The 20,057-nt window shown below is 59.4% G+C and carries 14 protein-coding genes; 4 read left to right on the forward strand and 10 right to left on the reverse strand.

Annotation, left to right across the window (positions count from 1 at the left end; translation table 11 throughout):
* Positions 1 to 257 precede the first annotated feature (257 nt).
* Positions 258 to 2,711, reverse strand: coding sequence for a cache domain-containing protein (locus MKZ40_RS08575; RefSeq protein ID WP_175088794.1), 2,454 nt, complete (start codon positions 2,709 to 2,711; stop codon positions 258 to 260).
* A 463-nt stretch (positions 2,712 to 3,174) separates the two neighbouring features.
* Here MKZ40_RS08575 and MKZ40_RS08580 point away from each other — a divergent pair, with 463 nt between their 5' ends.
* Positions 3,175 to 3,465 carry a hypothetical protein gene (locus tag MKZ40_RS08580; protein ID WP_175088793.1) on the forward strand — a complete coding sequence of 97 codons (291 nt, stop codon included), beginning with the start codon at positions 3,175 to 3,177 and terminating at the stop codon, positions 3,463 to 3,465.
* A gap of 326 nt (positions 3,466 to 3,791) precedes the next feature.
* Here MKZ40_RS08580 and MKZ40_RS08585 read toward each other — a convergent pair whose 3' ends face one another.
* Complete coding sequence (locus tag MKZ40_RS08585; protein ID WP_175088792.1) at positions 3,792 to 4,151, reverse strand: hypothetical protein; 360 nt, start codon at positions 4,149 to 4,151, stop codon at positions 3,792 to 3,794.
* A 286-nt stretch (positions 4,152 to 4,437) separates the two neighbouring features.
* Here MKZ40_RS08585 and MKZ40_RS08590 point away from each other — a divergent pair, with 286 nt between their 5' ends.
* Positions 4,438 to 4,611 carry a DUF2970 domain-containing protein gene (locus MKZ40_RS08590; protein ID WP_175088791.1) on the forward strand — a complete coding sequence of 58 codons (174 nt, stop codon included), beginning with the start codon at positions 4,438 to 4,440 and terminating at the stop codon, positions 4,609 to 4,611.
* Positions 4,612 to 4,800: 189 nt separating this feature from the next.
* Here MKZ40_RS08590 and MKZ40_RS08595 read toward each other — a convergent pair whose 3' ends face one another.
* From MKZ40_RS08595 to metH, 8 genes are all read right to left on the reverse strand, one after another.
* On the reverse strand, positions 4,801 to 5,331 hold the full coding sequence (locus MKZ40_RS08595) for a DUF934 domain-containing protein (RefSeq protein ID WP_175088790.1): 531 nt from the start codon (positions 5,329 to 5,331) through the stop codon (positions 4,801 to 4,803).
* 13 nt (positions 5,332 to 5,344) lie between these two features.
* A complete protein-coding gene (locus MKZ40_RS08600) occupies positions 5,345 to 6,997 on the reverse strand; it encodes a nitrite/sulfite reductase (protein WP_141391638.1) in 1,653 nt (550 codons plus the stop codon).
* Between the two features lie 289 nt (positions 6,998 to 7,286).
* Entirely contained in the window at positions 7,287 to 9,236 is a 1,950-nt protein-coding gene (locus MKZ40_RS08605) for a bifunctional diguanylate cyclase/phosphodiesterase (RefSeq protein ID WP_175088789.1), read from the reverse strand.
* Between the two features lie 52 nt (positions 9,237 to 9,288).
* Positions 9,289 to 9,732, reverse strand: coding sequence for a hypothetical protein (locus MKZ40_RS08610; protein ID WP_225346687.1), 444 nt, complete (start codon positions 9,730 to 9,732; stop codon positions 9,289 to 9,291).
* 100 nt (positions 9,733 to 9,832) lie between these two features.
* A complete protein-coding gene (locus tag MKZ40_RS08615) occupies positions 9,833 to 10,747 on the reverse strand; it encodes an ABC transporter substrate-binding protein (protein WP_175088787.1) in 915 nt (304 codons plus the stop codon).
* 45 nt (positions 10,748 to 10,792) lie between these two features.
* Positions 10,793 to 10,921, reverse strand: coding sequence for a hypothetical protein (locus MKZ40_RS08620; RefSeq protein ID WP_263643029.1), 129 nt, complete (start codon positions 10,919 to 10,921; stop codon positions 10,793 to 10,795).
* Between the two features lie 404 nt (positions 10,922 to 11,325).
* Positions 11,326 to 12,654 carry an MATE family efflux transporter gene (locus MKZ40_RS08625; RefSeq protein ID WP_175088786.1) on the reverse strand — a complete coding sequence of 443 codons (1,329 nt, stop codon included), beginning with the start codon at positions 12,652 to 12,654 and terminating at the stop codon, positions 11,326 to 11,328.
* 302 nt (positions 12,655 to 12,956) lie between these two features.
* Complete coding sequence (gene metH / locus MKZ40_RS08630) at positions 12,957 to 16,682, reverse strand: methionine synthase (protein ID WP_175088785.1); 3,726 nt, start codon at positions 16,680 to 16,682, stop codon at positions 12,957 to 12,959.
* 376 nt (positions 16,683 to 17,058) lie between these two features.
* Here metH and nfuA point away from each other — a divergent pair, with 376 nt between their 5' ends.
* Positions 17,059 to 17,649, forward strand: a complete 591-nt coding sequence (gene nfuA / locus MKZ40_RS08635; protein ID WP_175088784.1) for a Fe-S biogenesis protein NfuA — start codon at positions 17,059 to 17,061, stop codon at positions 17,647 to 17,649.
* Between the two features lie 332 nt (positions 17,650 to 17,981).
* Entirely contained in the window at positions 17,982 to 19,781 is a 1,800-nt protein-coding gene (locus MKZ40_RS08640) for a sensor domain-containing diguanylate cyclase (protein WP_175088783.1), read from the forward strand.
* The last annotated feature ends 276 nt before the right edge of the window (positions 19,782 to 20,057 follow it).

The following is a 20,057-nucleotide window of genomic DNA, read 5'->3' on the forward strand; positions in this document are numbered from 1 at the left end:
ACACACATTAATAAATGTCGGACATTTCAACAAGCCACAAGCTCTTCAACTTTGGTCGCGCGAAAAGTTCGCCCGTCACAGCTAACAATGGCGCAGCCAACGAGGAGGCGGGTAACAAGGGGGAGTGAAAAGGGTGCATCTACAACGAACGGGGCCAGACACGATGTCTGGCCCCTGTCACGGTTGGTAAGACGGCTCACATGCAAAGCGGGTCATCGGGAAGCGGGTCACCAGGAAAGCTTGGCGCCATGATCAGATCACGCCGATGGCGGGTAGCGAGCCATATGGCCATTGAGGGTCAATTGCCATTCCTTGAGTGTCTGGGCACAGGAGAGATCGAGCAGCGTGATCTCGAGCGTCGCGGTGTCCTCCAGCGATGACAGCAGCGATGTCAGGGAATTGGCGGTGGGTGGCGAGGCAGTGCCATTGGCTGGCGCCTCGAACAGTGGCTCATTGCCTTCAGGGCGGCGAGTCACTTTCTGCGCAGGCGAGATATCTCGACATTGGTGCCCCATCACGATGAAGTTGCCCTCACTGACGCGGAAGACACGCAACGGATAGAAGCAGGCATTCAGGTGTGGGCCAAGCTGGGCATCGAGTGGCGCAAGGTGTCTGTCGTCAGCGCTGCGGCGCGATCCTTTCATGCCGCCCAGGTGAAGATGGCACAGCGTGATGTGCTGCCCCATGGCGTCCTGACACTCCCGGGCCAGCGCTTCGAGAGCGGCATCCAGCAGTGCGCGGGTGAAGCAGCCACTGTGGCTGTCGCGCCACCGGTTCGGGTCACGCTCTACCTGCTGCGGGCAGAGTCGATGCAGGGTGGGTGCCGGCGCTATCGGTTGCTCCGTCAGTACTTCACGCGCCGCTTGCAGCAACTCTGGTGGCATAAGGCCTAGACGGTGTTCGATCTCGCTCAGTGCCTGGGCCTCACTGACACCGGTGTGTCGCACCAGCTCGATGACCTGCACGACCAGTGCCAGAGTGCTGGCAGCGAGCGACGTCGCTGCTGTATCGGCCGAGGTCTGCTCTGCCTGTGGGATATCTGCACGAGGAGGAGCAGACGGAGACATGGCAGGAGGTGTTGCAGAGGTTTGCGAGGTCGCGGCAGCGTTGCCGTTTGCATACGATGTCAACCTGCTGCAGGCCCCCAGCATGAACTGCTGACTGGCACGCAACAGGTCAGCTTCCGCGGGTGCCATCAGGGCATCTTCCATCATGCGTGCACCGACCTCGACATGGCGACGCAGCAAGTGATACTGATCGAAATGGAGTTCATCGCGCGGTCGCAGCAGGGAGTCAGGCAGCGCCAGCTTGCCGATATCGTGCAGCATGGCAACGCGCTCCAGCGTGGCGATTTCCTGGCGGTCCATCCCGAGTCGTGTCGCGATGGCGCTGACAAGATTGGCGGCCAGAAAGTCTTCTCCCGAGCGCTCGGGACAGCGTTCCTCACGGATCATGCGCATCACCGCCCCGAGCCTGTCTTCGCCGCGCTGCTCAAGCTCATGCTCCAGCTGATTCATGCGCTGGCGCATCTGCAGCTGTCGCTCGCGATACTGGCACAGGAAGGCGTAGCCAAAGGCCAGACAGAGCATCAAGGTCACCAGCAGGGTGATCAGGAAATGCCAACGCTCCAGCGCGTGCTTCTTGTTCATCAAGTCTTCGTGCGCCTGGAGGGCGGCTTCACTGATGTCATCGAGATAGACGCCGCTGGCGATGATCCACTGGAAGGGGGGATACAGGGCGGCGTAGGCGGTCTTGTCGACCTGCTCGGCGCCCGGGCGCTTGGGGAAGCGGTAATCGAAGTAGATGCCACTGCCGTTCAAGACACCCTCGAGCTCGGTGCGATACGGGAAGCGGCCACTGCTGTCCTGGTACTCGGTCGACAGCAACTTGCCTTCGGTGGCCGGCAGCAGAGGATGGATCAACCGGCGTGCATAGCCCTCACCTCCGGTCGGGTCCAGGATCTCGTTGATCCAGACATAGCGGCTTTCCTCGCGCTCGATACTGGCGTGCAGAGACTGTCTCAGCTCATTGGCGACCAGAAAGGCCACCATCTTCGGGTCGATATGCACCAGCGCCCAGGGGGCGGGCTGTTGTCGTCGATCAAGGCGCACGGCGCCGGGGTTACCTTCCTCCTGCCCCAGCGGCACGGCAAACACCAGCCCGGCATCCGTGCCGCGCAGGAATTGTGGCTTGCGCATGCCCGCATTGAGGCGCTGATTCAGCTCCTGATTCCACCAGTCAGGGTGGAGCGTGGTGGGGAGCTGCATGATGTCGATCCAGTCCGGGTTGATGCGCAGGTCCGGGAACTGGCGCAACAGTTCGGTACTGACGAAGGAGCGATCGCGTCCACTCAGATGGCTGATGCCCAGTGACGGGGAGCGCATGGTGGTGATGAGAAGACGTTGCAGACGATGCTCGTAATCGCGATGCCGCGAGGCGATCATGCCGAGCGTCTGCTCCACCATTAATCTGGCCTGTTGACGCCGCTCCTTGGCGACCAGCATCTGTGTCGCCTGGGCCTGCAGAATATCCTGCTCGCGACTCTGCGATTCCTGAAATACCAGCAGGGCACCAAGTGAGAGACAGGAGAGTGCGGTCAACCCCAGCCATAGGCGCAAGGGCTTGCCCAACGGACGCTGTCTGACCGGGGAGCGAAGATCGGGCGGGCCGGTATCTGGCCCATGTCGAGAGAGATCACTATCCTTGATCATCGAGTCACGTCATCCATGAGTGATGCGGTGGCGCCGGGGAGGGTGATGATGGCACTGTTTCGAGCATAGCGGCTAGCGCAAGACCCAGAGGATATCGTTTCAGTCCTCTATGTCATCCAGCCAACGCTACGATGTTACCGCCCCAATGCCAAGAGAGGGCACTCAACACTCCGCGAAGCCCCAGTTCAGGGCAATTGCACGTTTTTCCTGTCGCGCGATGTCTTGCGAGCAGACGTTGAAAGGGGCATGATGAAGCTAGTTTTCTGTATGGCTTTCAAGAAGATATCTGTCATTTATCGATGGCTGTCCAGAAGAGGCTCGCTAACATCTTGATTTGAGGCGCGCCGGTCGAGTGTTGAAGGTGTCGTGCATAAGCTGCAAGTCAAATTGTCGCTCATCGTCCTGCAGTGAACTCATAGCGTTGTCTTCTTGTTGTCGACAAGATCAAAAGTGGAAATCGTGCATGAACCGACATGATGAAAAGATCATTGCCAGTGCTCGCAAGCAGCGTGCTCTCTTTGATGAGCTCGAAAAGGCGTTGGCAGAAGAGCTGAATGCGTTGGATCGCTCTTCTCAGCCTGCCCCCGCCGCCGAGTCGAACCACGACGCTGACGAGGCGCGCGCCCAGAAGCGTGATGAGGAGTTCGTGGCGCGACTCGAAAGCCTGATCGCGGAATTCGATCTTGATCGCGAGGCCGCCCAGACATGGCTGCGAGAGCTTGAGGCATTCAAGGGGAAAGCGGATTCAGAGTAAGCCCTCGTCTTGCCTGACTTGTCCTGCGCTACGCTCTGAGCAAGCCATGAGCTATCACCTGAGTCATGCAGTGGCTCGCGCGTCGCGATGGCTTTATCAGGCCTGCAAGCGTGTAAGCACAACGCCCAGCACTTCTACCTGAAGGCTGGGCGTTGTGCGTTTCTCGCTTGGTTCACCTGGATCCGATGGATCATCTAGCCCGATAGATCTTCTGACGTCTTCTTATTGGCTTGGTGGCTTGCTGACCTGGCGACGACACCACTAGCCTGTTGTCGACAAGGGCCTTTGGGCAACGCTCCCACCGGCCCCAGGCCCAGAGCTGCGCCCTAGATCTCTTCCCAGATGGCTTCCTTCAATTCGTCTGTCAGGCCTTGCAGGCGTTGCAGGCGCTTGACGGTATGTTCCTGTACATCACTGACGATCTCCGTCAGGCACTCCTTTGACTCGTGAGGGTCAACGAACCCGGAGGATAGCAGGCACTGGCCCATTTCCATGCTCTTGATCTGCCACATGCGAATAAACTCGATCTCCTGCTCATATGCCTTGAGGCTCAGGCTCCACCATACCTGCTGACAACGCATCAAGGGGGCGAGGGGATGCACGAGGTCATCGGGTCGATTCATCCAGGGCAGTGGGGTGCTGAACAAGGCAGCGAAAGGGTGCATCGGTTGATTGGCGATTGGCATTCCGGACTCCTGTCTCATGGTATCTGATAGCTGATGAGTGCAGACCTTGGGGAAAATACCGGCGGGGCGGCTGGTGTTTGGCGTTATTGTGACCAATAGTGATAGTGGCTGGTGTCTAGTGGCACAGGCTTCGCAACCTGAGCTGAGTTGAGCATAGCTCCCTCTGCTGGAATGCGCGCGAGCATCCTGTGCTGTCTCCAGTCAACTCTATCCCGGCCCCCCCTGTCCTCAGACAACCCTGTGCCCTGATGATGAATTGCGTGAGGTCACCGACCAGGAGGCGATCATGATCAATGAAGTCAAATCCGTACTGGCAGCATTCTTTGGTGTCCAGAAGGAGGCCAATCGCAAGCGTGATTTCGAGCACGGCCATGCGCTGAACTTTCTGGTGGTGGGACTGGTGATGGCCGCACTGCTGGTGGGAGGGATGGCACTGCTGTCCACGGTCGTCGCCGGTTGAAGAGCCGCTCAGGCGACTGAGACGAAACGTCAGGCAAGACACTGCAGAGACTAACCATCCGGCACGAAAAAAGCCCCCGCCCAGGAGACCATCCTGGACGGGGGCTTTTGCTTGGTTCACTCGACTGCGATTGCTTTCTATCCCGCGTCTATCCGCAGGCAATAACGGTGAGTGATCAAGAGCGGGCGATCAACGACGCGCGAACAGCGGCGTCTTCTGGTCGACACCGGTCTGGTAGCTGACGCTGAACAAGCTCAGGGCATGCAAAGCATCTTCCACGTACTGATCGTCACGCAGGGCGAAAGCACTGATGCCACAACGGCTCATGTAGTGGAGTTGATCCACCAGCACGTCACCGATGGCGCGAATCTCACCTTGGTAGCCGAAGCGCTCACGCATCAGGCGGGCAATGGTGTAACCGCGGCCATCATTGAAGTTCGGGAAGTCGACCCCCAGCAGTGGTGCGTCCGCCAGTGCCTTGCCCAGCTCGGGCGTGAGCTCGGTGTCACTGGCAAGCCAGGGCGCCAGATGATCAGAACCTTCACCGGCGGCGACCAGCGCCTGCCATTCTGCCAGCGGCAGCAGGGCAGGTTGCTGATAGCTCGGTAGATTGCCGTCTTCATCCAGACGCACGACCTGCCAGGCATCTTCGCTCACCAGCTGATTCTGACGGATGACGCCACCCTGGCGCTGATCGGTCAATTCACGTGCTGATGTCATTTGTGCAGTCACCTCAGGCATAGACCCGCTCCTTGAACGGCTTCATGCCGATGCGGTGGTAGGTATCGACGAAGACTTCATCTTCCAGACGCTGCTCGACGTAGACCTGCAGCACCTTGTCGATGACGTTCGGCATGTCTTCGGCATTGAAGGAGGGGCCGAGAATCTTGCCGAGCGTGGCGTTGTCGTCGCTGCGTCCGCCCAGCGAGACCTGGTAGAACTCCTGGCCTTTCTTGTCGACACCCAGGATGCCGATGTTGCCGACGTGGTGATGGCCACAGGCGTTCATGCAGCCCGAGATGTTCAGGTCCAGCGGGCCGAGGTCGTACAGGAAGTCGAGGTCTTCGAAGCGGTCCTGCAGTGCCTGAGCGATGGGAATCGACTTGGCATTGGCCAGCGAGCAGAAATCGCCACCCGGGCAGCAGATCATGTCCGCCAGCGTGCCGACGGTCGGGTTGGCCATGCCGAGTTCTTCCAGCGCCTTCCAGAGTGTCTCGAGCTCATCAACCGGCACGTCTGACAGCACCAGGTTCTGCTCGTGTGTCACGCGCAGTTCACCGAAGCCATATTGCTCCGCGAGGTCAGCCACGGCGTCCATCTGGTCAGCAGTGACGTCACCCGGGGCCAGTTCACGGCGCTTGAGCGACAGGGTGACGGCCTTGTAGCCCGGCACCTTGTGGCCGACGACGTTGTTGGTCACGAAACGCGCGAAGGCGCGGTTCTCGCGGCGCAGGGTCTCGTAGGCCTCGATGGCCTCGGCGCTGACTTCACGGCGCTCAGGCTCGGGGAAGTAGCTGGTCGCCTTGGTGACGGCGGAGTCGGTGAGGGTTTCCGGGCCATCCTTGAGGTGGGCCCATTCTTCCTCGACGCGACGGCGGAATTCCTCGATTCCCAGTGCCTTGACCAGGATCTTGATGCGCGCCTTGTACTTGTTGTCGCGACGGCCCCACTGGTTGTAGACACGCACGATAGCGTCCAGATAGGTCAACAGGTGCTGCCAGTCGAGGTCTTCGCGCACGATGTCGCCGACCATCGGTGTACGGCCGAGGCCGCCACCCGCCAGGATGGTGGCCTTGACGCTGCCATCGTCGGCGCGGTTGAGACGAATGCCGATATCGTGGACCTGGATGGCAGCACGGTCGGCGCTTGCGCCGGTGACGGCAATCTTGAACTTGCGCGGCAGATAGGCAAATTCCGGGTGAAGCGTGGACCACTGACGGATCAGCTCACACCACGGACGCGGGTCGACGGTCTCGTCTTCCGCGATACCGGCGAACTGGTCAGTCGTGGTATTGCGGATGCAGTTGCCGCTGGTCTGGATCGCATGCATCTCGACCTGAGCGAGTTCGGCGAGAATTGCCGGGACATCTTCCAGCTTCGGCCAGTTCAGCTGCAGATTCTGGCGGGTGGTGAAGTGTCCATAGGAACGGTCATAACGACGACTGATGGCCGCCATGGCGCGCAGCTGGACAGCGCTCAACATGCCGTAAGGAATGGCGATACGCAGCATCGGGGCGTGACGCTGGATGTAAAGGCCATTCTGCAGGCGCAGAGGGCGGAATTCTTCATCCCCCAGACGGCCCGCCAGATAGCGATCCATCTGGTCCTTGAACTGAGCTACCCGCTCGTCGACCAGTGTCTGGTCGTAGGTGTCATAGCGATACATGTCAGGGGTGTCCTGCGGTCGGGCATCAGATGATCGTCCACTGATGCGAATCTTGTTGATGCTGAAGCCACCATACCCTCTATTCTTTATTCTTTAAAAGAATAAATCCTCATAGTTTTCGATGATGACGTTATTAAGAAGGGCGCGTCGAGTTTGCCTATCGGCAGCCAAAAAGAAAAGACCAGACGCCGGCTGGCAGGCGTCTGGCCAAGTACACGAGGGCTCACGATAGGCAAGGGCCTGCCACAGGCCGGGCTCGCGCAGAACTGACGACATCAGTCAGACGATATCAGTCCAGGTCATTGCCTGTGCCTGGTGCGCTCCTGACAGGTTTCAGCAGACTGAGGCGCGAATCCGCATGGGCGTGAAAGCGCGTCTCGAAGACTTGCTGCGGCATCGGGCGACCGAAGAGAAAGCCCTGGAAGGCGTGGACGCCCATGGTCTGGAAGATTTCGGCTTGCCCCAGCTCCTCGACCCCCTCGACAACGACCTGCATGCCGTGGGATTGGCCCATCGCGACGATGACCCGCGCCAGCTCCCTGTCCCGGCGACTGGTCTCGACGTTCATGACGAAGGAGTGATCGACCTTCAGGATGCCGAAAGGCAGATCATGCAGATAGGAGAGACATGAGAAGCCTGTTCCGAAATCATCCAGCGAGAGGTTGACGCCCAGCCTGCGTATGGCCTGCAACTGATAACGCAAGCTGTCTTTGCTGTCGAGCATCAGGTTCTCGGTGACCTCGACCACCAGCTGCGAGGGACGAATCGGGTAGCGCTCGAGCAGTGACTCGAGCTGGTGCAGCATGCCTTGATCCCTGAACTGGATGACAGAGGCGTTGACGGACAGATAGCGCTCCTCGATCCCGAGTCGTCGCCATTCACACAGGATGACGGCAGCCTCTTCCAATACCCAGTTGCCGATCTCGACGATCTGTCCGGTCTTTTCTGCTGCCGGAATGAACTCATCGGGTGGTACCAGGCCGAGCTCAGGGTGCTCAAGGCGGATCAGTGCCTCCGCACCGAGCAGTTCCGGCGCCTCCAGATCGGCACTGGCCGCCCGGAAGATGGGTTGTAAATAGAGGCGGAACCAGCCCATGGTCAAGGCTTCGCGAATCATGCGCTCCTTCAGGAACAACGGCTCACCGTCTTCCAGCGCGCTGTCACGGACGCAGGTGCGGTATTGATTGCCCCCTTTATGCTTGATATCGACCACGGTAAGTTCCAGCAGACGCATCAGCCGGCTCGGGCTCTCGTCATCTGCCTGCGCCTGCAGACCCGCCATGCTCAGACTGAGATGGATGGGTTCGCCAGCCTTGAGCAGCGGATGGGAGAAGGCGATTTGAATTCGGTGAACAAGTGGTCGCAAGTCATTGATATCACAGGTCATGACGAATTCATCACCACCAGTACGACCGATCCAGGCGGGGTCACACTCCTTGAGTCGTGCGCCAACCTCTTTCAACAGCAGATCACCGTCCATCGGCCCCAGGTGGTGATTGATGCTGTGGAATCGATCGATATTGACCAGCAGCAAACCAAAGACAGCGTCACGTGCGATCAACTGTTGTACGTGCTGATTGAGTGACAGCCGGTTGGGCAATTGAGTCAAGGGGTCAATCAGCTCATGCTCCAACAGTCGCTGCTGGGTCCTGGTCAGTTCGGTGATGTCCGTCAGCAGCATCATCGTGCCCCGGGATTGGCTGCCATTGGCGGCCGGAATGACCACCTGGACCTGACGGTCTTCCTGATGTCGGCAGTTCAATGTCATTACAAGGTCATTGCAGGCATTGCCCAGCTTCAAGGCAGTACTGATGCGATGGATATGCTTGCTATTCTGACTGCTGATGAGAGTATCGAAGGGCATGCCGACAAGATGTTCACGTGTCCAACCGGTCACCTCCAGCATTTGCTCGCTGGCATCCTGCACTGTGCCCTTGTCGTCGATCACCAGCAGCAATGCGGGGGTATCACGGTAGAAGTGTTGATAGCGCTCTTCGTTGTTACGCAGCGTTTCCATCATGTTGAAGATTCGCTGCCCCAGCTTGTTCAGCTCCACGATGACCTTGTTGATCTCACGCGAGTGAACAGGGGGAATTCGTTGGAAGGTGGCATGCTGGCCCTCCAGCTGCCTCATGCGCCTCACAGCCTTGCTCAAGGGGTTCATCACATAGCGCTTCAACTGCCAGGAAAGCATCAGCAGGATCGACAGGATGATGGTCAGGGCAATCGCGAACAGCACTGCTCCACCCTGGTAACGGGCGGCAAGCAACGGTGCGTTGGTGCTCTCCAGTTCAAGTCTGCCAACGGCCTGCTTGACCAGAGAATTCTGATAGACAAGTGGCTTCGAATGCGTGACGGGGGTTCAAGGCTGTGCCGCTTTTGGCTATCTCCTCGACAAGCTCACCCTCATGATTGAAGTAGCGCACGGCATGGACGCTGGCGTGATGACTGAGAGTCTCGAGGTAGGCATGAACTCTCTCATCATCAAAGTTCCAGATGGCGTCCGGCATCGATAGTGCCACGATATCCATCATTTCCTGATGGTCATCATGCATGTGCTCGACGGCCTCACTGGCATAAAGGTAATAACTCACGGCTCCACTGATGGCACAGATGGCGAATACCAGCGGCGCAAGTATCCGCAGTATTCGCCATCTGAGCGGTGACGCATGCTCGCCATCACCCCCGGGTGCCGTATCCGGGGTCTTGACGGGTGTCGGGCCATCATTGATCACGCTGTTCTCCCTCGGTGGCGATGAAAGTCGCCCTGCTAGCTATCCTTGCGGCCCCTCATTGAGGGGTATTCATGAGCGCGCTGGAATGTGCAATCTTCTTCTAGACGGCAGGAGCCTGAGGGAGCAATCCGGATGCCGCGGCCTGGTGATCAAGCATCTGCGCCAATACCTTCATCGGATCAAACCCATAGTCATCCTGCGATGGCTGCAATCCGAAGGCCGCGAAATCTGCAGCCTCCCAGTCAGGATTTTCCAGAAATGGGCCGTATCGAGCCACATTACCATGCGTGATGGCGCTCATCGGAAAGTTGACGGTTCTGGGGGGCCATTCCTCGATATCGGCATGGTCTCTTGCCATCACCATCGCCCAGGCTCCCGCCATGAAATGACCGCCGTCCGTCAACAGCATGCGCTGATCCTTCACCATGCTGATACCCTCCGGTGACCAGTTGAGTCCTGCCACCAGCACATCCACGCCGGGCGTGAGGCTCGCTGACTCGAGCGCAAGAATGGCCCCCTCGGCCATGGCATCATTCGCCGCCCAGATCAGATCATTCTGACCGCTTGAGCGGCTGACCCACTTAAGATATTGCGCAGTAAGATGTTCAGCATCCCGAGTATTCCAGCGCGCCTCGAGTATGCGGTCTATGTGGACATTCTGGTCCTGGGAAAAGCCGGCAAGCATGCCGGTATTGCGGGCAATCGAGGCAGGTGTTCGGGTATCCCCGATCAAGGCAAGCCCATGCAATTGTTCGGTGGGGGACCCTTCCCGCGCCACCTTGATCAACTGGGCCGCCATGCGTTTGCCCGCGGTATGGTTGTCCGGGATGACGCTGCCGATCCAGGAGGGGTGGAGGGACCCCGGGGTGCCATGAATCAGCGCCTGTTCGCGGCTCAGTCCGTTCAACAGCATCACGACATGGGTGTCGTGGCCATCCGCGATCGTCAACAACTCGGATGCCGCCTGCTCTTCATTGACCAGCAGGAGATAATCAGGAGCGGAAGGGCTCTCCAAAGCCTGAATCGCGAGTTTCCTGAGCAGGATGGGATTCCGCTCGGCTTAGACGACTTCCAGCGAGATGTTCAAGTCCAGGGCGGCCGCTCGCATGGTGTTCGTCACCATGTCCCAGAAGCGCTCGCCACGAAGCCCGGGGTTCACGAAGGTGGCGTTCAGCGTGCGTCCTGGCATCGCCTTCTGTGCAACACGTGCCCTCGACTCGCCTTAAGGATAGGTCGAAGCTTGAGTATTTATTGAGGCTCGAGGCGTGAGATCGGAGGAGGAAGAGCCAGAGGATGCGGCGTTGACCAACCCGCTGAGGGCAAGGCAACCACACAGGACGATCAGCCTTGGCAAGCCAAGTTGTACTCGTCCTGTCTCGTGGGTGGCAGCGGACATGGCGTTCTCCCTATTACATTTGATTACAATTCAATCAGGATACGCGACTGGGCAGGCCTTGAATTGACTGCAACAAAGCTGCCATTTACCAAATTTCAACGATTGAACGATCTATATCATTGACTCTTGATATTTACCATGAGCTACAGGAGCGAGTGGCTACAGCGATGAATGGCGAGTCGCATCATAGAGCATTATCAAAGGCGCAAGGCTTGCCATGCTCTTCGCTGCCAGATAAGTCCGAAGACGAGCGAGTTGAGCAGGCGATAGGCGAGCTGAATTGCCCAGATGGCGACGAGGCCCCCTTCCTGATGAACCCCCCACCACCAGGCCGCGGGCAGAAAGATCAGCCACTGCAGGCTCAAGGTGGCAAGCATCACGGTGCGATGGGCGCCGGCGCCCAGCAGTGCCTGGGCCAGCACGATAGCGGTGCAATCGAGCACGATCATGGCGGCCGTCATCTGCAGAGGTAGCTTGCCCAGCTCGATCAACTGTGGGCGATGCAGGAACAATCCGAGCACGCTCTCGGGCGCGACCCACAGTGGCAAGCCCAGCAGCAATAGACACGGCAGTGCCACGCGCACGGTGTCCCACCCCCAGCGGTGGGCCTCTTCATGTTCGCCGCTGCCCAGAGACTGCCCCACCAGACTCATGGCGGCCAGCCCAAGTCCGACCCCGGGCAGTATCAGTAGCAGGGAGAGATTCACCAGTACATGGCCGACCGCGACACTGGCCGCATCGATCTGACCGAGTATCCAGAACAGCATCGCGTAGCCTGCCGCGAACCATAACTGCTGAAAGGAGTGGGGCACCGCGAGCTTCAACAGCGTCAGGTAATGCGTCATCGGCGGCCAGGCATGCAGAACACCGTGCAGACTGCGCTCGCCCAGCGTCGCCTTGATCCACAGCGCCAATGCGACCAGCAGGGACAGTGTCGTACCGGCCCCGGCGCCATCCGCGCCCATCTGCGGAGCACCGAACAGGCCATGGATCAGAATGATGCTGAGCACGACATTGACCGCCTGGGTGATCAACATGATGCGCAGATAGATCCCGGTGCGCTGCAGGCCATTCCAGAAGCCCCGGAAGCAGAACGCCATGGCGACAGGTATCAGCCCCAGCACACGCCATTGAAAATATGACGAGGCCGTTTCATGCACGCCGGACTGGTCATTGATCAGTGACAGCAGCGGCCCAGCCCAGTGATGGCAGGCGAGGGTGACAGGAATGCCGATCGACAACGCCAACACCAGGCCGGCATTGAGGCCTTCGCCACAACGCTCGGGCGATTCCTCGCCCAGGCGTCGCGAGGTCTGAGCCTGAACGGCGGAAGACAGCCCGAAGATCAGTGCCGTGACCATGAACATGGCGTAGCCACCGATCCCGACACCCGCCAGCGCCGTTTCCCCCAGGCTGCCGACCAGTGCCGCATCAATCAGGTTGAGCAGACTCTGCGACAGCATCGCCCCGATGATGGGCAGCGCCAGTTTCAGTATTCGTGTGTTGCGCGCAAGATTCCCCAGCATCAGACGCTCCCACGCGGGGTGGCGAAAGGATATGAAGCTCGGGAAGAATTGAAAGCCTCGAATGTGCCTGAAAAACGGGAAACCAGTGAACAGAGCATTGATTTATAGAGGAGTGATAGACAAAGCAGTGACAACGGCAGCACGGGCGACTCACGACAGCGGACAAGAGGGGCAACATGATAGCGCGCTCGGCAAACTGAAGACATCGGCTCACAGACAACAGCGCGCCCCACTTCCTGAGAGGTGAGGCGCGCGGGGCGACGTTGGCGGTGTCAGACGGTGGGGGCAGCTGACGGGAGGAGTCAATCGGTGTCTGGATCGTAGCCCAGCACCGGCGACAGCCAGCGTTCCATCTCGCCAAGCTCCATTGCCTTGCGGCTCGCCAGGGACTGCACCTGATCGCGAGTGATCTTGCCGGTGGAGAAGTACTTCGACTCCGGGTGCGCGAAGTACCAGCCTGAGACGGCGGCGGCTGGCCACATGGCAAAGCTCTCGGTCAGCTCCATGCCGGCATGCTTGCCTGGTTCGAGCATGCGGAACAGCGTGGCCTTCTCGGTGTGGTCCGGGCAGGCCGGATAGCCGGGCGCCGGACGAATGCCGCGATATTTCTCGGCGATCAACGCCTCGTTGTCGAGTACTTCCTCGCTGTCGTAGCCCCAGAACTCCTTGCGTACGCGCTCGTGCAGGCGCTCGGCAAAGGCTTCGGCGAGACGGTCCGCCAGCGCCTTGACCATGATGGCGTTGTAATCATCGCCAGCCGCCTCGTACTCCCTGGCCAGTTCATCCGCGCCATGCCCGGTGGTCACGGCGAAGCCACCGATCCAGTCCGGCTTGCCGCTATCACGCGGGGCGATGTAGTCGGCAAGACTGTGACAGACGCCATCACGATTCTTGGTCATCTGCTGACGGATATGATGCAGGCGCTCGACCACCTGTGTGCGTGATTCATCGGCGTAGACTTCCAGGGTGTCGTCGTCGACACAGTTGGCCGGCCAGAAGCCGATCACGCCACGCGCCAACAGCACCTTGTCATCGATCAGCTTGCGCAGCATCACCTTGGCATCGGCAAACAACGAACGCGCCGCTTCCCCGACTGTTTCATCCTGCAGAATTTTCGGGTACTTGCCCGCCAGCTGCCAGCTCATGAAGAAGGGCGTCCAGTCGATGCGCTCGACCAGTTCATTCAAATCGTAGTCATCGAAGACCTTGAGGCCGGTAAAGCTCGGGGCCGGCGGGGTGTAATGCTCCCAGTCCGTCTGGAAGCGACGCTTGCGCGCTTCGCGGTAGTCGAGATCCGCGGCCTTGGGGCGGCGCTTGGCATTGCGCTCGCGCACCACGGCGTACTCGGTGCGAATCTGATCGACATAAGCTGCCTTGAGTTCCGGCGACAGCAAACGCGATGCCACGCCCACCGCGCGTGAGGCATCAGTGACATAGATGACCGGCTGATCGTACTGCGGTTCGATCTTGACTGCGGTATGGGCCTTGGACGTGGTGGCACCACCGATCAGCAGCGGCAACTCGAAGCCACGGCGCTGCATCTCCCTCGCGACACTGACCATCTCGTCCAGCGACGGCGTGATCAGCCCCGAAAGCCCGATGATGTCGGCCTTCTCGTCGATGGCGGTCTGCAGAATCTTCTCCGCCGGCACCATCACGCCCAGGTCGATCACCTCATAGTTGTTGCACTGAAGCACCACACCGACGATGTTCTTGCCGATGTCGTGGACATCGCCCTTGACGGTGGCCATGACGATCCTGCCCTTGGCCTGGGTCTCGCCGCTCTTCTCGGCCTCGATGAAGGGGATCAGGTGGGCGACCGCCTGCTTCATGACGCGCGCCGACTTCACCACCTGGGGCAGGAACATCTTGCCCGCGCCGAACAGGTCGCCGACCACATTCATGCCGTCCATCAACGGCCCTTCGATGACCTCGATGGGCCGGGCTGCCTGCAGGCGCGCTTCTTCGGTATCTTCCTCGATATGGACGGTGATGCCCTTGACCAGCGCGTGCTCGATGCGCTTGTTGACCGACCAGCTGCGCCATTCGAGGTCTTCCTTCTTCTCGCCGCTGCTGCCATCGCCCTTGTACTTGTCGGCGATGTCGAGCAGGCGCTCGGTGCTGTCATCGCGGCGGTTGAGCACTACATCCTCGACGGCGTCGCGCAGCTCCCGGGGCAGGTCATCGTAGAGAGCCAACTGGCCGGCGTTGACGATGCCCATGCTCAGGCCCGCCTGGATGGCGTGATAGAGGAATACCGAGTGGATCGCTTCGCGGACCGGATTGTTGCCACGGAACGAGAAGGACACGTTGGAGACGCCACCGGAAATCATCGCGTGGGGCAAGTTGTCATGAATCCAGCGCGTGGCCTCGATGAAATCGACCCCGTAGTTGTCGTGCTCCTCGATGCCGGTGGCGATGGCGAAGATGTTGGGGTCGAAGATGATGTCTTCGGCCGGGAAGCCGATGTCATCGACCAGCATCCGGTAGGCGCGCTCGCAGATCTCTATCTTGCGCTGATAGGTGTCGGCCTGACCGACATCATCGAACGCCATGACCACTACCGCGGCGCCATGGCGACGACAGATCTGCGCCTGCTGACGGAAGCTTTCTTCGCCTTCCTTGAGCGAGATGGAATTGACCACCGCCTTGCCCTGGATGCACTTGAGCCCCGCCTCGATGATGTCCCACTTCGAGGAATCGACCATGATCGGCACGCGCGAGATGTCCGGCTCCGAGGCGATCAGGTTCAGGAAGCGCACCATGGCCTCCTGTGACTCCAGCATGCCCTCATCCATGTTGACGTCGATGACCTGGGCGCCATTCTCGACCTGTTCGAGGGCCACTTCCAGCGCGGTGGTGTAGTCCTCCTCCTTGATCAGGCGGCGGAAGCGCGCGGAGCCGGTGACGTTGGTGCGCTCACCAACATTGACGAAGAGCGAGTCCGGCTGAATGTTGAAGGGCTCAAGTCCCGACAGGCGGCAGGCCGGCGCGATCTCCGGCACCTTGCGCGGCGGGTACTGGGACACCACGCGCTTGACCGCCTGTATGTGCTGCGGGGTGGAGCCACAGCAGCCACCGATGATGTTGAGCAGGCCCGCGGCGGCGAAGGATCCGATGATCTCGGCCATCTCGTCCGGGGTCTGGTCGTACTCGCCGAATTCGTTGGGCAGGCCGGCGTTGGGGTGCGCGGAAACAAAGGTATCGGCCTTCTCGGACAGCTCACGCAGATAAGGACGTAGCTCCTCGGCGCCCAGTGCGCAGTTGAGGCCAATGCTCAGCGGGCGCGCGTGACGGACCGAGTTCCAGAAGGCTTCAGTAGTCTGGCCGGACAGCGTACGCCCCGAGGCATCGGTGATGGTGCCGGAGATCATCACCGGCAGGCGCGGATGGCCTTCGTCGAACAGCTCCTCGAGGGCGTAGATCGCCGCCTTGGCATTCAGGGTGTCGAAGATTGTCTCGATCAGGATCAGGTCTGCGCCGCCCTCGAAGAGCGCCAATGCGGCTTCGCGGTAGTTGTCGCGCAGGATATCGAAGGTGACATTGCGCTTGGCGGGGTCATTCACGTCCGGCGAGATGGAGCAGGTGCGGCTAGTCGGACCCAGCACCCCGGCGACGAAGCGCGGGATGCCAGTCTCGGCGGCCACGGCATCCGCCGTCTTGCGCGCCAGGCGTGCCGATTCGAGGTTGATCTCGTGGACCAGCGCCTGCATGCCGTAATCGGACTGCGACAGCTGAGTGGCATTGAAGGTGTTGGTCTCGACGATATCGGCGCCGGCCTCGAAGTAGGCGCGGTGGATCGCCTCGACGATGTCCGGTCGGGTCAACGCCAGCAGATCGTTGTTGCCCTTGATGTCGCTGGGCCAGTCGGCGAAGCGCTCACCTCGGAAGTCTTCCTCCTCCAGCCCGTAACTCTGCAACATGGTGCCCATGCCGCCATCGAGGATCAGGATGCGTTCCTGCAGCGCCTGGCTCAGCGCGTCGGACAAGGACAGAGAATAAGGAACAGGGGATTGGGCTTGCGCCATGACGGACTCCAGCGTACGTGACCTGTCGCGTTGTTTCCCGGGCGGGCAACTTTCTCTACCAAGCCAGTGCTTTGCCAAGCCAGCATCTTGCCGAGAAAGTCACACGCCACAGGCGCGAACTCATTGCTATTGAGAGGCGCCGGCGAGGGATTCGCTCAGAAACCCCCGCCTTGGCCAGTTGGAGCTATCGTATCAGACTACAGAAGCGTCACGATGAGCATGATTCATGGGCAACATGAGTCAGTCAGGAGTGTCTAAAAGGGAGTGGTCGCGCGCAGTCACCAAACCCGAGTGATTTGCTCAGGATTGCGAGTGCAGCAGGTTTTCCCTTAACATGGAGCCATTAGTCACCTGACATCAAGAGAGTCTCTGCGCCATGAGTGAGAGCATCCAGATTACCGATAGCGCCCAAGAGTATCTTGCCGAGCTGCTCGAGAAGCAGAACGTCGAAGGTATCGGCGTGCGCATCTTCATCACCCAGCCGGGCACTCCATATGCCGAGACCTGTCTCGCCTATTGCCGTCCGGGCGAGGAAGAGCCGACGGATGAGATCCTGGATCTGCCGAAGCTTAAGGTCTATCTCGACACGCACAGCGTGCCTTTCTTGGAAGAAGCGACTGTCGACTTCAATGCCGATCGCATGGGCGGCCAGCTGACCATCAAGGCACCGAACGCCAAGATGCCCAAGGTCAACGCGGATAGCCCGCTGGAAGATCGCATCAACTATATCCTCTACAGCGAGATCAACCCGGGGCTTGCAGCTCATGGCGGCGAGATCAAACTGGTGCAGCTGACCGAAGAGCAGGTCGCCGTCCTGCAGTTCGGCGGCGGTTGCCAAGGCTGCTCCGCCGTCGATCTGACCCTGAAGGATGGTGTCGAGAAGACGCTGATGGAGCGTATCCCGGAATTGACCGGTGTCCGTGACGTCACCGATCATACCGACACGACCAACGCCTACTACAGCTGAGGGCGGGTCTGGCTTCAGGCATGTGGCCAGGCCAATGCCAGAGTCGATCCAAGCACAGGCCAAGAATGCAATCTCCCATCGATTTTCGGTGGGAGATTTTTTTATGCGTGCGACGTCGGCCTCTCATGGGTTGAGGCGAGCTGGCGCGAGCCTGGGATATCCAGGCCAGGGCGCTCGGCGTATGAAGGGAGGCTCAGTGAAGTAGCTGAGTAAAGTATTAGGGTTATCTGGTATCGTGGCAGTATCTTTTTCATGCTGGCATCAGCTCTACGGCCGTCCGGCATGACGTGTGTTCGTCGAACCTTTCCTTCCATCGTCAAGAGATAGCCTTCATGAGTCTGGCCAACCTGCGTTTTCGCACCATCAACATCATCATCTGTGTGCTTTCTGCCTTGGCGGGTCTGGTGTTGCTGATCGTGTTGGCATTTATTACCCGTAATGTGTCCGACCTGCAGCGTGACTGGCAGGAATATCAGCAGGCGCGCTCTGACAAGCCGCGCCTAGAGGGGCAGCTGACCAAGGCCTTAGGCTATGGCGGTATGGTGCATGATTTCAAGAATCTCGTATTGCGTCAGGACCTTGACTTGCTCGTTGAGATACAAAGTGAGATTGGGGCCGCACGTAGTGCTCTTAACCGCTATCAAAACCTCGGGTTATCACAAGGAGAGGAAATGGCGGTGGCGGGTCTGCGTGCCACCATCAGTCGCTATGAGCAGATGACTCCTAGAATACGCGAGATGATTGAGCAGGGGCGTTCTAGTACCGATATCGACAAGGTGGTAAAGATCGACGATTTCCAGGCTGTCTCAGGGCTAGATACCTTGCGCCGTATCTCCGTCGCTGAGTTACGTGATAATGACAACCCGCTTGAGAACGGCATGGGTAAGGCGAGACTGGTAGCCAACCTGCGACGTGACCTCGGCTATGGCGAGATGATCCACCACTTCAAGAATTACGTACTGCGTAGTGATGCTATCTACGGTCAACAGGCGGCGCAGGACCTCGAGTCGCTGCGAGCGACACTGGCGGCATATCGTGAGATGGGCATGAATACTGCCGAGCAGCGTGCTATTCGCGATATTGCCGATGTCATCCAGTCCTACAGTGACCGCTTGAACAAGGTCAGCCAGTTGCATGACCAGCAGACAGAGCTTTCGCCGCGTGAGATCGATCAGCAAGTCAGGATCAATGAAGCACAAGCGCTTGCAGCACTGGCGGTGCTGGATCATGAAACCCGCATGCGGATCGGGGCGACCTCTGCCTCGGTAGGCAAGACGCTCAATCTGTTGGCCACGGTGGCGCCGGTCGTCAATGGCCTGGCGTTGGCGATGATCGTGGTGCTGATCGGCATCTCGATGTGGCTGTTTGGACGTTATGTCCTGGTGCCGATACGTCGTCTAACGCAGACCATGAATACCTTGGCCAACGATGATGTGAGCGTGGTGATCGATAGTACTCAGCACACCAATGAAGTGGGCCAGATGGCGCGGGCGTTGCAGAAGTTCAAGTACAACATCATCGAGAGCAACAACTACAAGAAGCGTATCACGCAACTGGCGATGCATGATTCTCTGACGGGGCTGCCCAATCGACAGCATTTCTATGAGCGGGTCGAGCATTGGCTCGAAAGCGTCAGTGACGAAGGCGGGCAGCTGGCGTGTCTCATGCTGGACATCGACAAGTTCAAGCCCATCAATGATATCCATGGCCATGCTGCCGGGGATGTGGCGCTCAAGGTGATCGCGGAGCGACTCAATCAGGTGGTGCGCAAGGGCGATTTCGTCGCGCGTCTGGGAGGCGATGAGTTCGTGGTGCTGGTCCACAATGCCGACATCCAGGCGAATCTGGGTCGCCACGGGGAACTCGCCCAGCTGGCCCAGCGCATCATCGACAGTCTGGGCAAGCCATTCCTGTATGAAGAGCACAAGCTGGAAGTGGGCTGCAGCATCGGGATTGCTATCGCCCCTCAACATGGCGCCGACCGTGAACAGCTATCACACAATGCGGACATGGCGCTGTACGCCGCCAAGCATGAGGGACGCAATTGCGCGGTGCAGTTCAGCCGCCATGATGAGCTGGGCCAGATTGTCGCGATCGCGAGCAAGAAGCGTGATGTGCAGAAACAGCAGTGACGGAAGCCCTAGGGTTCAAGCACTAGTGCAGAAGCCGCCTCAGCGGCATTGGCAACGATAGCAAGGCTAGATGCCGCATGAGCAGGCAATCTAACGGCGCCCCTCGGGGTGCCGTTTTGCGTCTGGTGGGGACAAACCACCTGCGGGCGGTGGGCAAGGGCGAGTATTGCCCGGTACTGGTACTGGCCATGGCCCCGGCTTGCGCGCTCACCGACACGGGGCTTGGGATAATTCTACGTTATCCATACGCTTCACGAGAATAATTTATGGTTTGCG

Origin of the sequence: Cobetia sp. BMC6, assembly GCF_029991385.1 — a bacterium.
GTDB lineage: Bacteria > Pseudomonadota > Gammaproteobacteria > Pseudomonadales > Halomonadaceae > Cobetia.

Coding starts and splice junctions, on each gene's coding strand:
- MKZ40_RS08585 (WP_175088792.1), bottom strand. CDS start 4,151: ATGCCAATCGCCAATCAACCGATGCACCCTTTCGCTGCCTTGTTCAGC.
- MKZ40_RS08575 (WP_175088794.1), bottom strand. CDS start 2,711: ATGATCAAGGATAGTGATCTCTCTCGACATGGGCCAGATACCGGCCCG.
- MKZ40_RS08595 (WP_175088790.1), bottom strand. CDS start 5,331: ATGACATCAGCACGTGAATTGACCGATCAGCGCCAGGGTGGCGTCATC.
- metH (WP_175088785.1), bottom strand. CDS start 16,682: ATGGCGCAAGCCCAATCCCCTGTTCCTTATTCTCTGTCCTTGTCCGAC.
- MKZ40_RS08640 (WP_175088783.1), top strand. CDS start 17,982: ATGAGTCTGGCCAACCTGCGTTTTCGCACCATCAACATCATCATCTGT.
- MKZ40_RS08590 (WP_175088791.1), top strand. CDS start 4,438: ATGATCAATGAAGTCAAATCCGTACTGGCAGCATTCTTTGGTGTCCAG.
- MKZ40_RS08625 (WP_175088786.1), bottom strand. CDS start 12,654: ATGCTGGGGAATCTTGCGCGCAACACACGAATACTGAAACTGGCGCTG.
- nfuA (WP_175088784.1), top strand. CDS start 17,059: ATGAGTGAGAGCATCCAGATTACCGATAGCGCCCAAGAGTATCTTGCC.
- MKZ40_RS08580 (WP_175088793.1), top strand. CDS start 3,175: ATGAACCGACATGATGAAAAGATCATTGCCAGTGCTCGCAAGCAGCGT.
- MKZ40_RS08620 (WP_263643029.1), bottom strand. CDS start 10,921: ATGCCAGGACGCACGCTGAACGCCACCTTCGTGAACCCCGGGCTTCGT.
- MKZ40_RS08600 (WP_141391638.1), bottom strand. CDS start 6,997: ATGTATCGCTATGACACCTACGACCAGACACTGGTCGACGAGCGGGTA.